General features: G+C 37.0%; 18 protein-coding genes and 1 other RNA gene. 6 read left to right on the top strand and 13 right to left on the bottom strand.

The genetic code is table 11. The annotated features are described in order from the left end of the window. Positions 1–34 precede the first annotated feature (34 nt). Together BMX63_RS06670 and BMX63_RS06665 are read right to left on the bottom strand one after the other, a co-directional pair. Positions 35–544, bottom strand: a complete 510-nt coding sequence (locus BMX63_RS06670; protein ID WP_093133246.1) for an isoprenylcysteine carboxyl methyltransferase family protein — start codon at positions 542–544, stop codon at positions 35–37. Further along, a complete protein-coding gene (locus BMX63_RS06665; protein ID WP_093133244.1) occupies positions 541–1,632 on the bottom strand; it encodes a type III polyketide synthase in 1,092 nt (363 codons plus the stop codon). Before BMX63_RS06665 ends, BMX63_RS06670 begins: the two co-directional genes overlap by 4 nt. Positions 1,633–2,028: 396 nt before the next feature. Here BMX63_RS06665 and BMX63_RS17710 point away from each other — a divergent pair, with 396 nt between their 5' ends. Genes BMX63_RS17710 through BMX63_RS06645 form a run of 3 tightly spaced genes read left to right on the top strand, consistent with a single transcriptional unit; the run spans position 2,029 to position 4,380 of the window. After that, entirely contained in the window at positions 2,029–2,196 is a 168-nt protein-coding gene (locus BMX63_RS17710; RefSeq protein ID WP_143060122.1) for a cytochrome c oxidase subunit 2A, read from the top strand. Between the two features lie 28 nt (positions 2,197–2,224). Then, entirely contained in the window at positions 2,225–2,731 is a 507-nt protein-coding gene (locus tag BMX63_RS06650) for a cytochrome c oxidase subunit II (protein WP_093133240.1), read from the top strand. Next, entirely contained in the window at positions 2,728–4,380 is a 1,653-nt protein-coding gene (locus BMX63_RS06645) for a b(o/a)3-type cytochrome-c oxidase subunit 1 (protein WP_093133238.1), read from the top strand. The genes BMX63_RS06650 and BMX63_RS06645 overlap by 4 nt, the downstream gene beginning before the upstream one ends. A 44-nt stretch (positions 4,381–4,424) precedes the next feature. Here BMX63_RS06645 and BMX63_RS06640 read toward each other — a convergent pair whose 3' ends face one another. The 11 genes from BMX63_RS06640 to BMX63_RS06590 form a co-directional block, all read right to left on the bottom strand. Then, complete coding sequence (locus BMX63_RS06640) at positions 4,425–5,927, bottom strand: carboxypeptidase M32 (RefSeq protein ID WP_093133236.1); 1,503 nt, start codon at positions 5,925–5,927, stop codon at positions 4,425–4,427. Positions 5,928–6,428: 501 nt separating this feature from the next. Continuing rightward, positions 6,429–7,601: a stage II sporulation protein P gene (gene spoIIP / locus BMX63_RS06635; protein WP_093133234.1), complete on the bottom strand. Its 1,173-nt coding sequence runs from the start codon at positions 7,599–7,601 to the stop codon at positions 6,429–6,431. 80 nt (positions 7,602–7,681) lie between these two features. After that, positions 7,682–8,818 carry a THUMP domain-containing class I SAM-dependent RNA methyltransferase gene (locus BMX63_RS06630; protein WP_093133232.1) on the bottom strand — a complete coding sequence of 379 codons (1,137 nt, stop codon included), beginning with the start codon at positions 8,816–8,818 and terminating at the stop codon, positions 7,682–7,684. 157 nt (positions 8,819–8,975) lie between these two features. Next, an RNA gene (gene rnpB, locus BMX63_RS06625) (RNase P RNA component class B) lies at positions 8,976–9,363 on the bottom strand. An 80-nt stretch (positions 9,364–9,443) separates the two neighbouring features. Beyond that, positions 9,444–9,743, bottom strand: a complete 300-nt coding sequence (gene gpsB, locus BMX63_RS06620) for a cell division regulator GpsB (protein WP_177167219.1) — start codon at positions 9,741–9,743, stop codon at positions 9,444–9,446. A gap of 78 nt (positions 9,744–9,821) precedes the next feature. Next, positions 9,822–10,373: an SLOG family protein gene (locus tag BMX63_RS06615; protein ID WP_093133230.1), complete on the bottom strand. Its 552-nt coding sequence runs from the start codon at positions 10,371–10,373 to the stop codon at positions 9,822–9,824. A gap of 45 nt (positions 10,374–10,418) precedes the next feature. Further along, positions 10,419–10,775 carry a CotD family spore coat protein gene (locus tag BMX63_RS06610; protein WP_245732749.1) on the bottom strand — a complete coding sequence of 119 codons (357 nt, stop codon included), beginning with the start codon at positions 10,773–10,775 and terminating at the stop codon, positions 10,419–10,421. 149 nt (positions 10,776–10,924) lie between these two features. After that, entirely contained in the window at positions 10,925–11,338 is a 414-nt protein-coding gene (locus tag BMX63_RS06605) for a cytidine deaminase (protein WP_093133228.1), read from the bottom strand. A gap of 88 nt (positions 11,339–11,426) precedes the next feature. Beyond that, on the bottom strand, positions 11,427–11,771 hold the full coding sequence (locus BMX63_RS06600) for a DUF1798 family protein (protein ID WP_093133226.1): 345 nt from the start codon (positions 11,769–11,771) through the stop codon (positions 11,427–11,429). Between the two features lie 39 nt (positions 11,772–11,810). Continuing rightward, positions 11,811–12,113, bottom strand: a complete 303-nt coding sequence (locus BMX63_RS06595) for a hypothetical protein (RefSeq protein WP_093133224.1) — start codon at positions 12,111–12,113, stop codon at positions 11,811–11,813. A gap of 331 nt (positions 12,114–12,444) precedes the next feature. Further along, a complete protein-coding gene (locus BMX63_RS06590) occupies positions 12,445–13,389 on the bottom strand; it encodes a DUF2515 family protein (protein ID WP_093134023.1) in 945 nt (314 codons plus the stop codon). A 96-nt stretch (positions 13,390–13,485) separates the two neighbouring features. On the opposite strand from BMX63_RS06590, the gene recU reads away from it, so the two are divergent. The 3 genes from recU to BMX63_RS06575 form a co-directional block, all read left to right on the top strand. Beyond that, entirely contained in the window at positions 13,486–14,079 is a 594-nt protein-coding gene (gene recU, locus BMX63_RS06585) for a Holliday junction resolvase RecU (protein ID WP_093133222.1), read from the top strand. Between the two features lie 18 nt (positions 14,080–14,097). Next, positions 14,098–16,689 carry a transglycosylase domain-containing protein gene (locus BMX63_RS06580; RefSeq protein ID WP_093133220.1) on the top strand — a complete coding sequence of 864 codons (2,592 nt, stop codon included), beginning with the start codon at positions 14,098–14,100 and terminating at the stop codon, positions 16,687–16,689. Positions 16,690–16,760: 71 nt separating this feature from the next. Continuing rightward, positions 16,761–17,011, top strand: a 251-nt coding sequence (locus tag BMX63_RS06575) for a helix-turn-helix domain-containing protein (protein WP_143060121.1), incomplete at its 3' end; no start/stop codon positions are given.

Raw genomic sequence — 17,011 nt, 5'->3', positions numbered from 1 at the left:
CCAGTACATTGATAAAGCTGGATCCCGTTTTATATTAGTCTTTCGTTAATGCTTTTAATGTTTTCTCCTCCATCGGAATGCGTATAGACATTAAAGCAAGATGCAGGATAGGAAACAAGCATGCACAAATATAGGCGTGAAACAATAGCGGAATAAATAAAAATTCAAGCCCGACCACAATATAATTAGGGTGGCTTATCCATTTGTAAGGTCCCCTTTTCACTTGTTTACTACCAGGTAAAACGACAATTTTAGTATTCCAAAAACGCCCTAATGAAAAAATGCACCAGACTCGGCCAGCTTGAAGCAGAACAAATAAAAGGATTAACGATTCCTGTAACGGTGCTGTAAATTGATGCCGGGTATAAGCCTCAAAAAGAATTGCTAACAGAAATACAACGTGAGTTCTAACCATCCAAGTATAAAGGTTCTCATCGATTACCTTGGCCCCTCTTTTTTTCATCCACCTCTCATTTCTTCTTGCAAAAAATAGCTCAACCACTCTTTGTAATACGATTAAAAACCATAATATTAGATAATTCATTGGTTCTTCCACTCCAGCAATACAAGCTCCGAGCTAAAGCCGGGTCCTAAAGCAGAAACGATGCTTTTGGTATTCTCTTCTGGTGCTGATTCCATAACTTCTTTTAAAACATAAATCACTGTTGGCGAAGACATATTCCCGTGATTTTGTAGCACCTTATAAGAAAAATTGAATAACTCCTTTGATACATTAAGTACCTTTTCCATGGCTTCCAATACTTTTTTTCCTCCTGGATGTGCTATCAAAAATGGGAAATCATTTATATTCAGATGGTGCTTATGTAAAAATTCCCGTAGATGTTTACCCCAAAATGATTCCACCAGTTTCGGGATACTTTTTCCAAAGATGACATGAAATCCACTATTTCGTATATCCCAGCCCATCACATCAAGTTCGTCCTTTTTTATCTTAGAACTACTATTTATTACTTTAGGGGCTGTTTGCTTCAAGTTTATACGCAGTTCACTCTCCTCACCAATCATAAGAACACAGGAAACCCCATCACCAAATAAGGCAGATCCAATAAAATTACTTTTTCGTTTGTCATTCTTTTGAAAGGAAAGACTGCTGAACTCTATATTTAGTAAAAGAACATTTTCATCAGGATGTGCCCGTAAATACTCAGAAGCTCTTGCTATCCCTGATGCACCACCAGCACATCCCAACCCCCAAATGGGAATTCGCGTAACGTTCTCTGTAAAAGGCAATTCATTCATTATAAACGCATCAATGGTAGGTGTGGCGATCCCAGTGCTAGAAACAAAGATTATACAATCAATATTTTCTGTATGGACGGATTGCTCTAAAAAGAAGCTATGATTAAGGCAATCTTCAATGGCTTGCTTTATATAGATAATTGCTTTTTCCATATACAATTGATTACGTTCCTCAAAGCTATGATCCTCCTTTAACCAATCAACAGGTACAACCAGTTGTCGGTCCTGAATCGCAGCATGATCAAAAACGGGGAGCAGTCGCTCAATATGTTGAGAGGAACGGTGGGATATCATACGGATAAAGTCCTTGGCATCCTTTTGCGTTAGTTTATATTTTGGAATCCCTATTCCGATAGATGCTATTGTTGACACTCAATCATCCCTTTTTTATCCTTACATTCCCCCTTTAACCTATAGAATATACAGGTACAGCCTGTAATACATAGGAGTACATACCCTAAAAATTCATAAATAGTCATGCCTTCATCTACAAATAAGCTTTGCCAGTAATGTAAGTCACTTACTTCTGAGGAAAGGAAAACAACTGTTCCGGCCATTTCATTCAAATTTCCAATCCGCTTGAGAGGCGTATGTGTTTCTATTATTGTATCATTCCACTCTTTTACTGTCGTTTAACTTTTCTTAATTATGAACAAAATACGTCGGCAAAATGAACGTTTTGTGAATCGTTTCCAAATTATCTATTCATCCTCCTGACTTATTTGTAGTATTAAATTGTAATCTATTAGGAAAGGGGATGGATTAACGATGAGTAATCAACCATCGGTTAAACAAAGCTCTGCTCATGGGGTTAATGAGTCAAAACAAACTGATGAGGAACCCAATTTAAAAGGTACATTCGCCTCTGTTATGATTCTCGGAGCCTTTATTATTGTTTCGTGGATCAGTGTTTTTATTTTGTATATGTACCGTTAATACTTAAGTAGGTTAGGGGGATTAAGCTATGCATTTGCATAAGTATGAAAAAATCTGGCTTACATTTGGCATTGGGTCACTACTTGTGTTCCTTATTGTTTTGGGGATTGGTGCTTTTTATCAAGGAACACAGCCGCCTAGTTGTTTAGTGACGATTGATCCACAAAATGTGCAAGCTCATGAATCATTTAAAGAAGAAAGCTTAGGTCTTCAAAAAGTCGGTGAAAATGAATATGTTGTCAATGTTTTAGCTAGCGCATTTCAATATAATCTAGGTAAAGATGACAAAGGGAGTCCAGTTCGAACCATTCGAATTCCTAAAGGAGCTAATGTAACCTTCCAGGCAACAACTACTGATGTTGTACATGGTTTCCAAATTGCAGGTACAAATGTCAATATGATGCTCGAACCCGGTTACATTAGTGATTTTGAAACCACATTGGATAACCCAGGTGAATATACCATTCTTTGTAACGAATATTGCGGTATAGGACAACACACAATGTCAGCTGTTCTGGAGGTGTACGAACCATGATTTCTAAACGAATTGAAAAACCGGATGCACGATTATCTATTGGATTTATTTATATAGCCTTTATTGCATTATTTCTGGGAGGATTAATGGGTCTGTTACAAACGTTAGTGAGATCAGGAGAATTCACACTTCCCTTCGGAATCGGCTATTATCAAATATTAACGGCACATGGGGTTTTATTAGGTTTAGTTTTAACCACCTATTTTATTATTGGTTTTCAATATACGCTAATGAGTAAAAGCGTAGGGATGTCAGAAAAGCAGCGAAAGTGGGCCTGGATAAGCTTTACTATGATGGTTATCGGGACTTTAATGTCTGGTACCATGATTCTTCTAGGAAAAGCAAACGTCCTTTATACATTCTATGCACCTTTGCAGGCACACCCTATTTTTTATATAGGTTTAGCCCTATTCGTTGTAGGTACATGGATATCCTGCTTTGTTAATTTTAGTCAATTAAGACAATGGAAAAAGAAATATCCAGGTGAAAAGTCACCGCTGATGGCCTTTATGGTTGTTATTAATATGCTAATCTGGTTGATTAGTACTTTAGGCGTTGCTGCAACAGTAGTTTTACAGTACATTCCATGGTCTTTAGGCATGGTGGAGGAAATTGATATTTTGGTAAGCCGTACCCTTTTCTGGTACTTTGGTCATCCACTCGTCTACTTTTGGCTCTTACCAGCTTATATGGCATGGTATACGATTATTCCCAAAATTATTGGCGGAAAAATATTCAGTGATAGTTTAGCCCGTTTGGCGTTCATTCTATTTTTACTATTTTCCATTCCAGTCGGATTCCACCATCAATTAACAGAACCAGGTATTGATCCATTCTGGAAGTATATTCAGGTAGTACTCACCTTTATGGTGACTATTCCATCTTTAATTACCGCTTTTTCGATGTTTGCAACCTTCGAAATGACAGGTAGAAAGAAAGGATATACCGGACTGTTTAGGTGGTTAAAAGGCTTACCTTGGAAAGATGTACGTTTCCTGGCACCATTTATCGGGATGGTTGCATTCATCCCAGGTGGTGCTGGAGGTCTCATTAATGCATCCAATCAATTAAACGGAGTTATTCATAATACAATCTGGGTAACAGGTCACTTTCATCTAACTGTAGCAACAACCGTGGTTTTAACGTTCTTTGGAATTTCCTATTGGTTAATCCCTGTTTTAACAGGACGTAAGCTTACAAAGCAAATAAACAAACTAGGTATCATTCAAACCTTTATATGGGCGGTTGGTATGACGATTATGTCAGGTTCTATGCACATCGAAGGTTTATTAGGAGCTCCAAGACGCTCGGCCTTCTCTAATTATGGAGGTACTCAACAGGCTCAAGAATGGGTCGGATACCAAATTGCTCAAGCCATTGGTGGAAGCATTCTATTCATTGGAATTCTCTTAATGGTCTATATCTTTATTAAGCTTGCCTTTCGTACTCCTAAAGGCGAAGAAGAATTTCCAGTTGCGGAATATGCTGATCCAACTGAACGAACACCTAAAGTATTTGAAAACTGGCGACTATGGATTGGGATTGCGGCTGTACTTATCTTAATTGCTTATACTATTCCGTTTATTGATATTATACAAAACGCACCTCCTGGATCACCAGGATTTAAGTGGCCAATTGGAAATACGTAATCGAAAAAGGCGCTGTCTTTCTATTTAAAAGACAGCGCCTTTTTTTACCATTGATAAATGTCTTTATATTTATCCTCTAAATAACGAACAAGATAATCAGCATTTAAATCTTCTCCTGTTACGTCCCTTAAAATTTCTAAAGGTTCTTTAAGCTTACCGTATTGATGAATATTTTCCGTTAACCACGACTTAATTCTGTATAATTCACCGTTTTGGATAGCATCCTGTACATTAAATTCTTTGTTCATAGCATAAAAGAATTGAGCTCCATACATGTACCCTAATGCATAAGAAGGAAAGTAACCGAATGATCCACCTGCCCAGTGAACATCCTGAAGTACACCTTCCTTATTATTTTCAGGACGAATACCTAAATACTCCTCCATCTTGTCGTTCCATAATTTTGGCAGGTCTTTTACATCAATTTCCTGATTAATAAGTCCTTTTTCAAGCTCATAACGAACCATAATATGAAGGGGATAGGTCATTTCATCTGCTTCTATTCTAATAAAGGATGGTTTCACTTCATTAACAGCCCGGTAAAATTGTTCAACCGATAAGGTTCCAATTGATTCTGGTGCATAGGCTTTTAATGTATCAAAGTAGCAATTCCAAAATGCTTTACTTCTCGCTACATACGTTTCCCAGAACAAGGATTGAGACTCGTGAATACCATTAGATGTTCCCGTAGCTAATGGTGTACCTGTTAATGCTTCACTAAGGTTTTGTTCATACAGAGCATGGCCCCCTTCATGGATCGTGCCAAAAACAGCCATTCGAAAGTCCTGTTCATCATAACGTGTGGTCACACGGGTGTCATTTCGATTTAAAGGAATCATAAATGGATGGACTGTTTCATCCAGACGGCCTGCATCAAAATCATAGCCCATTTCTTTTAAAATATCTAAACTAAAGGCTTCCTGTTTTTCTTTTGCAAATGGTACAAGAATACGAGATGTATCAGGTTTATGCTCTGATTGTTGTACTTTTTCGATTAAAGGCGTTAGTGAATCACGTAAAGCTGGAAACACTTCATCTAACATTTTTACTGTAACTCCAGGTTCAAACATGTCCAATAAAGCATCGTATCGATTTTCTTCATATCCCCAATATTCAGCAAATTTTATATTATATTCTACCAGCTGTTCCAGATACGGCCGAAACATTTCAAAGTCAGCTTTTTCACGAGCCTCTTCCCATACCGTCTCTGCTTCCGATTGCAGGACTACATACTTCTTAAATTCTTCATCCGGAATTTTCGCATTCCGTTCATATTCTTTTTCACATTCTAAAACGGATTTATGTATAATCTCATTTTGCGTATTACCTTTCAACTCATTAATAAAGCCCTTCATCTTTTCAGAAGTCGACATTTGATGAACTTTATGGGATAACATTCCTATGGTTTCGGATCGCTGCTTAGCTCCTTTTTTGGGGGCCTTTGTTCTTAAATCCCAATACATCACATCAATAGCTTCATTATAAGATTGAATTTCCTTTAAAAATTCTAAAAACTGCTGCTCTGTTTCTGTATAATTGGTTGGCAATCAAATTCAACTCCCTTTGTTAAAAATTATGCATTTATTCAATTATAACGGTTTATATGATTTCTTGCTGTTATTTAGATGAAAAAATTTAAAATATTTTAAAATGAGTCGTCTCTACATCTATCCAATGCAAGATATGAACCACTCTTCTATTAAGACTATTTTTCAAAAGGGTGTTAAAGTTTATTGCCCGAGGAAAGTGTGCGCACAGAAGTGAAAAAATCAACACCTATGTTTAAACTGGAATCTTTTTTATTCATTTCTCATTCTTTTCGTCATATATATTGCGGCCAATCGAATTAGCAAAATGTCATCCTTTGATAAATTTGAATAGCATTTCCCATCTATAAGGAAAAATCTCTCTGATAACCTCGCTACCATAGCAATAGCCTTATAAAGTCTTAAATGAATTGTTTTGGTTTTATTTAAGTCTCAACGCTGCCTCCGGATGAAAAAAATGAAGCTGCCGAGACTTACTCGACAGCCCGAGTAAAATCATCCTTACTCGTTTGGTTTTGCTTGCACTTCGATGGAACCATCATAATGCTCTTTGAATACATTTACAAAGGCTTTAATCGTATTTTGTAGTTCCTGTTTCTGATTATCAATGCCGCCCATTTCGATTAAAATAGCATTTTCCGAAACATCTTGGTTATAAACCCCATTTCCATCATATTTATCCTTTTGGAAAACCCCTCTACTAATACCTGGATACTTCTCTTCTAATTTTGTATGCAATTGTTCAGCAAACTTAAGGTTTTGTTTATATTGTGAATGTTCCTTTCCTACAATAAAATATAGTTTCGCATATTTCTTGCCATCAATCGTTTTCGTGGTAACATCTTTTCCGGCCGAATCCCGATGAACATCAATATAGTATTGGAGCTGCTCCTGATTCGAGGTAGCTGTCTGAATTAATTCGCGAGTCAATTTATAGGAATCACTGTATCCCCATCCCTTGCTATTTAAGGATTTAGCCACATTTGTATTGTCATGAATGGTCGGAATTCCATTTTGTTCTAATTCTTTGGTCAGCATCGATCCCACTAGTAAAATATTTTCCTTTGGGTCGACACTCGAAGAATCACTAGGCTTTACATTTTCTTCATCCATTAAAGGCCGGAATGCTTCCCAGCTGTGACTATGATAAACAAATACCGATGCATTTTGGGATTGATCATTTTTATTCTCTTCTGATTCTTCTTTAGAAGAATCCTCATCCTCTAATAATTCATCAAAATCAGGTGGTGGTGATTCTACAGGTAAATTAGAATCATTTGTACCTTCCCCTGCTACATAAACTTCGGAGGTATAGGTTTCAAAACCCGGGAGACTTTTCTCCAGTATAGAGGATAATTCATTAGGCTTTATCCCGGTCGTAATTTCAAACGCTAACGTAGATAATGAAGGGATTTCAATACCTATATCTGTGGAAGCTTCCAATTCAGGCATTTCCGTACTCATGGCTGTTAACAAAATATTTGTGATTTCCTCAGACTGTGTGATTTTTTCAATCGAACTTAAATGAAACACTTTATTTTGAAAAAAAGGTAATGAAAAAATACTAATTGTAAACAGAAATAAAATAAAAATCAGATAAAATCTAGTAATGATAAATTTTGTTTGTCCATCATTACGATTTATTGGTCTCTGTTTTCGTTTTTTTAATTTCATAGCTTTACCACCTCTAGTAGTAAACCTATGAAACAAAATATCCTAATAGAATTGATTTTTAGTAAAAAATTATGATGGATTTATTTTTGACGCTTTCCAAAATACTGATAATAGTCGGTTCGAATATACCCATTATACAGCTTCCGTTTCTTTGTTGCCTGTTTTCCATACACCTTTTCAAAGTCTTTATAGGAAGTAATAATATATACACTCCAGCTTGGATGCTGATTCATAATTTTACCTAAGTCACGGTAGATTTGTTCAACTTCCTTTCGATCACCCAGCCTTTCACCATAAGGAGGGTTTCCTATTAAATAACCATTTGGTGTTGCAGGATTCAAATCACGCACCTGCATTTGCTTCCAATTTATTAAGTCCGCAAGTCCAGCTTCCAACGCATTTTTCTCGGAAATTTCAATCATTCGATGATCAATATCATATCCAGAAATATCCAAAGGTTGATCATAGTTGGCAACGTCTTCTGCTTCCGTTAAAGCTTCATCCCACAGCTTCTGAGGCACAATCTCCCATTCTTCTGAAGCAAATTCACGATTGAAGCCCGGCGCAATATTTTGGCCAATTAGAGCGGCTTCTATAGGGATGGTTCCTGATCCGGTAAATGGGTCAATAAAAGAATCATTGGGGCGCCAATTAGTCAGTTCAACTAAAGCAGCAGCCAGAGTTTCCTTGAGAGGAGCCTCATTTTGCTCAATACGATAACCTCTACGATGAAGTCCCTCACCAGATGTATCAATCGTAAGGGTTGCCCTATCTTTTAATAAGGCCACTTCTACCCGATACAAAGCACCGTTTTCTGGTAATTTCCCGACTAAACCATGTTTTTTGGCCATTCGATCAACAATAGCCTTTTTCACAATAGACTGACAATCCGGCACCGAATGTAATTGGGATTTTACTGATTTCCCTACCACTGGTATAGCCCCATTTTCTGGTACAAAGCTTTCCCAAGGCAGAGCTTTTGTCTGTTCATAAAGCTCATCAAATGTCTTTGCTTCAAATTCTCCGACTAATAATTTTACACGATCAGCTGTACGTAACCATAAATTGCTTCTCGAAATCCCTAGTGCATCTGATTGATATGTCACTCTTCCATTTTCCACGTTAACCTCATTAAATCCCAGTTCTTTTACTTCCTTAGCTACTAATGATTCTAAACCAGCAGCTGCTGTTGCAATTAATGTATACGGTCCGGACATAGTTAAAGTCTTCCTTCCTCTATTGTTTGATTTTTTGCTCTTTTCATGCACTCATTAAATCTATAATCGTATGTAAAATAAAAAGCCCTTTCTAAACCGTTAATGCTTAGAAAAGGCTTGTTCTCAAAATTAAATCGTGAAATTGACGAAATGAATGTTCTGTAAGCCATGTTTTGTCCCTTTGTACTCATAACGACTGTCAAAGTCTTGTACTCCGGTGGTAATCATCTATCTACAAGCAATCTTAATTGCTTGTCCCTCCCTTGGTTCATTTCCCTCCTGGAGAGTGCCCCTACCATCATTTGGGTTGCTCGCTTGCGGGGTTTACCGCGTTCCACTTCAACTATTTCTAGTTAAATTCGTCCCTGTGGCACTTTAAAGGTAATCATACCCTATTCAAGTGAACTTAGGTATTTTCCCTGCCGTTAGCCCTGTGGCTACCCTGACTTATGTTTTCGTCAGGCACAAACACTACAAGCATCTCAGCTTGTGCGAGCATGGACTTTCCTCTGCAGACTTTTGTCATGCAGCGATTACCCGAACATTCATTTTTCACTCCACTTATGTCATGGACTTAGAATTATAACATGATTCCACTATTTTGCAAATCGCAATATTTACCAATTTAATCAGCATACTTATTTCCAAATACAGCTTTTTCTAAGTTAGACAAGCGCTTTAATACATCATAATTCACATTAGCGGTTGCAGCTTGAGTTTGTCTTACTCTAGTTTTTCCATTTTGTCCACCTTTTAACCGCTGATTTTCTTGGGTAAGTCGTTCAATTTCATTTTGTAATGCTTCATAATCCTGAATAACAATATCTAAAAACTGATCTACTTCTTCCTGGTTATAGCCTCTAATCGCTGTTTTGAAATCTTTCTCCAAGATTTCCTTTGTTGTTAATTGTACACGTTCTGCCATTATATTCACCCCACAACATACAGTTCAATCATATTCTTTCAAATTACAGCGTAAATGTCAATTTTCAATTTAAGAATCCTATGTAAAATCACTTAAATCTTCCTGAATTTCCCGAACGGTTTCTTCCAAATCATAGGATTGAATAAAGAAAATCGGAAAATCTCCTTTTCGATTCTCAGCCTCACGTAAAAAATACAGCGGAGATCCTTCTTGCTCCTGATCATAGAGCATTAAACAGGCGTCACTTTTTTCTAAAAACCAGCGATCTTTCATTCGAAATTGGTATGGGCCTTCATATTCTTTTTGAACCAGTGATTGAAAAAAGTCCGCTTGTCCAATAATGGATTGATAAAGAGTCTGTTGATCTTCTTTCCATACATGTTCCTGATTTAAAAATGGTGTAATGACGGCAAGCTTTATATCATATTGTGTCTTTAATTCAAGTACAACCTCTCCTGCCCAAAGTTCTACTCCTGACTGTCCTGAAATCAATATCCATTCGATTCCTTCTTCTATTAAAGGGATTAAACGCTTCTTAATCGTTTCTTTAATAAAGAAAATACGCTTGTCATTCATATTAAATATGTTTAATTCCATAGGTTTATAACCCGTAATCATTAAATTTTTCATTAAATCTCTCCATTTTAAGAGGAGGGCCGAAACCCTCCCTGTTCTTTAGCAGCCTTTATAATGATGTTTATTCATTGATGCTGGTGATACGGCATTTGGTCCTCCTGGTCCCATTGAAGCGGGTGACACCATATTAGGTAATCCTGGTCCCATATTCGTCTGTTGTGATTGTACGTTGCTCTGAACAGACTGTGTTTGAGGATAGAAGTGTTTATTGTTAACTAAATGATGATTCATAACTGTTGTATGAGTTGGATGAATATGATTTACTTCATGGGGTATAAAATTGTTCTTTACGCAGTGCTTTGTAGGATAAACAATATTTTGAGCTGGACTAACGGCATTCTGAGCCGGGCTTATACCCATTGGATGACATCCTTTATGATGATGACGATGATGCACAATATCCTCCCCTTTCTTAAACTCTACACTACCACTATATTATTGAAAAAGGAGACATGTACTAAGTCATCAACCTAAATCTTTCTATAAATCTAAATATGTACGACGGCCTAAAAAAACCTCCTGTTGTAAAACAAGAGGTATGTACACTATGATTTCATCTGTCCTTCAGCTAAATCCTTCGGTGTAAAGGAGAAAGGTAATAGTTCATCTACTGTCATTGATTTTACTTCACCCTGCAAATTCGAAACAAGTACTTCCATATCCGGTTTAAAAAATTCACTCATGACTTGTCTGCATGAACCACATGGTGGAACAGGACGGTCTGTATCCGCAATGACTGCTAATTGAGAGAACTCTGTTTCCCCTTCAGAAATCGCCTTGAAGATCGCCACTCTTTCCGCACAGCATGTAACAGGATAAGCAGCGTTTTCAATGTTACAGCCTTGATACACCTTTCCATCCTTCGTTAGAAGAGCAGCCCCTACTTTAAATTTAGAATAAGGGACATAAGCCTTCTTCCAGATTTCTTTCGCATAATTAATGAGCTTTTGTTGTTCCATGTTGGTCTTCCTCTCAGAAAAGTATGGGTGTTTATTATATATAATAAACAGGGATATTGTAAAGCGCTTTCCAGGTCATGAGGAACTCTTAATCATTTAAAATACGATTCATTATATAATCGATGGAGTGGTATAACTCCATAAACCGTTTCCTTCGAACATCAATATAATAGCTGTGCAGCAACAAAAGCTCCATATTATCTTTAGTATTTTCTACTTGATTTGGCATAACATTTAAGTTTGCCATATTTTCTGTAACTTCTTGCTCCCACTCAGTAATCAGTTCAAATATTGGCGCTGTTTCTTCCTTAACACGTTCAAATTCATCCAGGTCCTTCCGATCCACTTTATTTCCAGCTTCATACCGTTTTAAGCTTTTTTCCAATAGGTTTTTATAAATTTGATTGATGATATCGTGTAAGTGTTCTGGCATTTTAAACATCCTTTTTCCTTACACTTTAACACGTTTTTTCTACATTTTCACCCATTGTGCAAACCTTGCTAAGAATGGGAAAGCTCGAACTCGTTTAGAACTTCTTTTTTCACTAATCGGATTTTTTTCATCGAACTTATCATAAATCACGAATAATTCTAAAGGTAATGACTTCATATTTCTTCCTGTTTTATAAAGGTGTTCCTTAACTTCGCGATTCACTTGGCCCCCTACTTGTTCCTCCAATACCTTAAGCTTTTCTTCTGCTTTATTCAATATCTTGTCTAATTCATATCCACTCACTTTATTTTCCGCTTTCTCACCTTTATAGGCAACGCTCATCCTCTAACGCCTCCTTTAAAATTGGCACTTACTTTAAATCTTTCTGCCATATTCCTTTATATCCTTTGTGTCCGACAAAGAAAGAAGAAATGTTACAAAGGTTTCGATTTAATTCAAAGGAAGTATAGTTTTATCGACATGTTTCAAACTATAATTAAGGAGGGTTTCTGATGAGTAAAAAGGATAATCAAAAGAGTCGTAAGCCAGTAGAAGAAAAACCAACACGAAAAGGCTGGAAAGGTGACGGGAATCCTAAATTGGATGGACCAAATCGGCCATCTACTTAATGAGAAATATAAAATGGCTGGTATATTGTATGACTTACAATTTATCAGCCATTTTTAAGTATTCCCGTTAATCCTGAAATTTTTTCAATTGTCCTTCTTTTTTTATAAAACCTATCTCCTATAGGCTGAGGCTGAACCATATCCTTCTTCCACCACACAGATAGAAAGTTTTTGGGTTCATACCAATCCTCTCTATATTTGTTTTCATGCGTAATATTAGGGTAAATCTCTTCTAAGTGATCAGCTGTGATGTACTTCTTTTTTAAAAATTGTTCATATTCCCTTCTTGTTCCGTCTGGATATACCTTTTTAGCAAAGGCTAAAAATTCTTGATACAAACGCTCGTCAAATAAAATCGATGCTAATTTTTTTCCTGTATTAATTCTTTCTGTAACATCAGTAAACTTTTTAATAGACAAGCCATATAATGAACCTGAAAGCGTTGGAAATAATACCGCATTTAAATGAATTTTTTCCTGTAGTAAATAAGGAATATTATGAAAGACCCTCCACTTAAAAAAAGGTTCTTCTATTACAGGCTTTTGAATTAGATTTTGTTCATTTATAATCTGAGCATACAATAAACGATTTTTATTTTTATGTAACCAAAAATGCATCCATTCGTCTATCATAAACGTAGAAACATAAAAGTACTTTAATAAATGAAATAATGGTTGCTTTTGCATAATGGAAAAGTGATAGATGAGTAGCTGCGGATACGCATCACTAAATATAAACCAATTTGCTCTTTCATAGGTCATAAATAAATAACGAACCATTTTTATTGATAGCAATTTTTGATATGTATCGGTTTTTAAATCTGTCATATTCCAGCCTGCATTACGGGAAACCATACTTGCCAAGAAAGACCACTTGATTTCCGGATAATCATCAAAAAAATATAAATAGGCATTAGTTCTTTTAATGTTATTGATGTTCATTTTCTCTGTTTGTATTTTTATTTTGTTGATCATTTTAGAATCATTCATAAAGGGCTTCCCTTCCACTTTTAAAATTATTTTTATCATTTTCATACCCATTTCACGCAAAATTTGGTATGATACTGCCATATAGGGGAGGATTTTATGCACTATCCAAATGGAAAGAAAAGGATGACAACAAACCAATCCAAAAATACATTAAATAACCCGACAAATTTTGGAAAGCGGGGCATGACCCTCGAAAATGACATTAATGAGACGAATCATTATTATTTGGAATGGAATATTGCAGTAGTTCACAAAAAACCTACTCCTGTACAAATCGTTCAGGTAGATTATCCAAAACGAAGTGCTGCAGTAATTCGTGAGGCCTATTTTAAACAAGCATCTACGACGGATTATAACGGCCTTTACAAAGGAAGATATATTGATTTTGAAGCCAAAGAAACACGAAGTCGAACATCTTTTCCATTAGCCAATATCCACCAGCACCAAGTAGATCATATGAAGTCCGTTGTTGAACACAATGGAATCTGCTTTCTTATTATTCGCTTTGAAAATCAGGATGAATCTTTTTTGCTTCCTGCAGAGCAATTTTTCCCCTATTGGGACCGGCAATTTCAAGGAGGCAGAAAATCGATTCCAATTAACGATATAAAGGAACATGGCTTTAAAATTCCCTTTAGCTTACAGGCAAAGGTAGACTACTTAAAAGTCATTGAACAGGTCTATTTATAGACGGGAGGAGATATAATCATGGCAGAACAAGGCCAATCTCGTATGCAACGACGTCAACAGCAGAATAAAGATAAACAAGGAAAGTCGAAATGGAATTGGAAACGAATCCTGCTTATTTTTGCCATTATTGGTGGTGTATTATTCGCAGGAGTAGCAGGTACATTTATCGTATGGGCAGCGGGTGCTCCGTCATTAGATGCAGCAAGTTTATCCGACCCCCTATCTTCAAAGATTTATGATCGCGATGGAAACCTTATTGCTGATTTAGGATCACAAAAGCGAACCAAAATAGAATATAGTGATATTCCACAGGTTCTTGAGGATGCCGTTATTGCTACAGAAGATGCCAGATTCCGTGAACATTTCGGAATTGACTTCAGACGAATAGGCGGTGCTGTATGGGCCAATATTACAGAAGGATTCGGGGCTGAAGGTGCAAGTACCATTACCCAGCAGGTAGTTAAAAATGCCTTCTTATCACAAGATAAGAAACTCAAAAGAAAAGTTCAGGAACAATGGCTGGCAGTGAAATTAGAAAGAAAGTATTCCAAGAATGATATTTTGACCATGTATTTAAATAAAATTCATTACGGAAACTCTACTTATGGAGTCGCCAAAGCAGCAGAAGTTTACTTTGGGAAAAAGAATCTTGATGATTTAACATTACCTGAGGCTGCTTTATTAGCTGGAATACCACAGCTTCCAAACGTGTATGATCCAACAAAGCATCCTGACAGAGCTGAAAAAAGAAAAAATGTTGTGTTGAATTTAATGGTTCAGCACGGAAAAATTTCTGAAAAAGAAGCTAAAGAAGCTAAAAAAGTCCACGTTCGTGATATGGTAGTTGAAGACTATGAACCAGATATCGCCTATGGAGACTTCCTGGAGAAGGTAGTCAAGGAAGTCGAGCAAAAGATGGGTGATGAAGTAGATATTTATCAGGATGGATTAAAAATTTATACAACACTAGATCAAAAAGCACAAAAACGTGTAGAATTTTTACTAAGTGATTCAGATGACAATCCATTTAAGGGTTACTTTGAAGATGAGGACTTGCAAACCGCTTTATCCGTTGTCGATACAAAAACTGGTGAAATCCTGGCGATTGGCGGAGGCGTTCATGGAAAACAAGGAATTGGAACCGACTTTAACTATGCCTTTCAAGACGGTTTCCAGCCAGGTTCAACCATGAAACCGATTATGGACTATGGTCCTTTAATCGAATACAAGAATAAATCAACGTATTATCAAATTAATGATGAACCTCATGAATATTCAACTGGTGATAAGGTTACTAACTGGGATGATACCTTCAAAGGGTGGAATAGCATGCGTTACCATCTTGCATACTCACGTAATATCCCGGCCTTGAAGTCATTACAGGAAGTAGGTACAGATAAAGCAGCAGACTTTGCTGGTAATCTTGGAATCCCAATACCTAAAGAAGGTGTCTATGAATCGGATGCCATTGGCGGTCATATTGAACCAAATACAGTACAAATGGCTGGTGCCTATTCTGCATTTGGAAATGAAGGTATTTTCAATAAACCACATGCTGTTAAAAAAGTAGTGGCTGGTGATAAGGAAATTAGCTTTAAGGAAGAACCGAAAGCAGCAATGTCTGATCATACCGCTTATATGATAACGGATATGCTAAAAGATGTTCTTCAATACGGTACAGGTACTGCTGCCAATATATCAGGTCTTCCACTTGCAGGTAAGACGGGTACAACGAACGGTAATCAGGATGCCTGGTTCAACGGTTATACAACCAATTATACTGTATCTGTATGGACTGGTTATCCTAAGACAGATAAAAGCCTTAATGGCGACTTAGATGATATACCTAAGTTAATGTTTAAAGATGTCATGCAGCATATTTCAGAGGATGTAGAAACAAAGGATTTCGTAAAACCTGATTCAGTTGTTGAGGTTGGTGTAGAGAAAGGCACACGACCAGCGAAATTACCAAGTGAATTTACCCCTGATGAACAGATTGTTCATGAACTATTCGTAAAAGGTCATGAACCTGAAAAGGTATCAGAACAATATGACCAGCTTGACCCCGTATCAGATTTGAAAGCTGAGTACAACGAGAAAGAAAAGGCTATTAATCTAAGCTGGGGTTACGAAGACACTGATAAAGTTAAATTTGAAGTAAAAGCTGGTGCCAAAAATGCTGACATGCAAGTTATCACAAATACTCAACAGAAAAAATTAAAAGTAACAGATATTGTACCAGGTTCAAAAGCTGTTTTCGAAGTTACCGCAGTTCACACAGATGACGCTGACAACCGCAGTGAGCCTAAGCGTGTAGAAATAGAGATTCCGAAAGAGGAAGAAGATCCAATTGAGGATATGCTTCCTGGTGAAGGTAATGGCCCCGGTGAAGGCAACGGCCAAGGTCAAGGCAACGGCCAAGGTCAAGGCAACGGCCAGGATGAAGGCGGCGACCAGGGGCAAGGCAACGGCCAAGGTGAAGACGGCGACCAGGGGCAAGACGGTGGCCAAGATGAAGACGATGGATCCGATGAAGGCGATGACCAGGGTGAAGACGGTGATCAAGGAGAAAATGGTGTAACTGGGTTCTTACATGAAAGAGCTGGCTAAATGAAAAGGACTGACACTGATGTGCACCCCAAAAGTTAGACGAACTAATTCTAACTTTTGGGGTGTTTTTTGTGGTCAAATATGATGAAGGATTTAAGCAAAATGTAGTTAACGCTTATTTAGCTGGAGAAGGTGGATATGCTTCCTTGGCTAAAAGATTTGGAATTCGAAGTAAAACCAATATAAGAAAATGGGTCAGTGCTTTCCGACAGTTTGGGGAACAGGGTTTGACTACTAAAAAAGCATCTACGAATTATCCTGTTCAATTTAAATTAGATGTCATAAACTATAAGGTAAGAACAGGAGATTCCCTTGAAGATGT

Origin of the sequence: Salinibacillus kushneri (genome assembly GCF_900111405.1) — a bacterium.
GTDB classification, from domain to species: domain Bacteria; phylum Bacillota; class Bacilli; order Bacillales; family Alkalibacillaceae; genus Salinibacillus; species Salinibacillus kushneri.
Note: the sequence above shows the minus strand (reverse complement) of the source record. Positions and strands in the feature narration are given on the sequence as shown.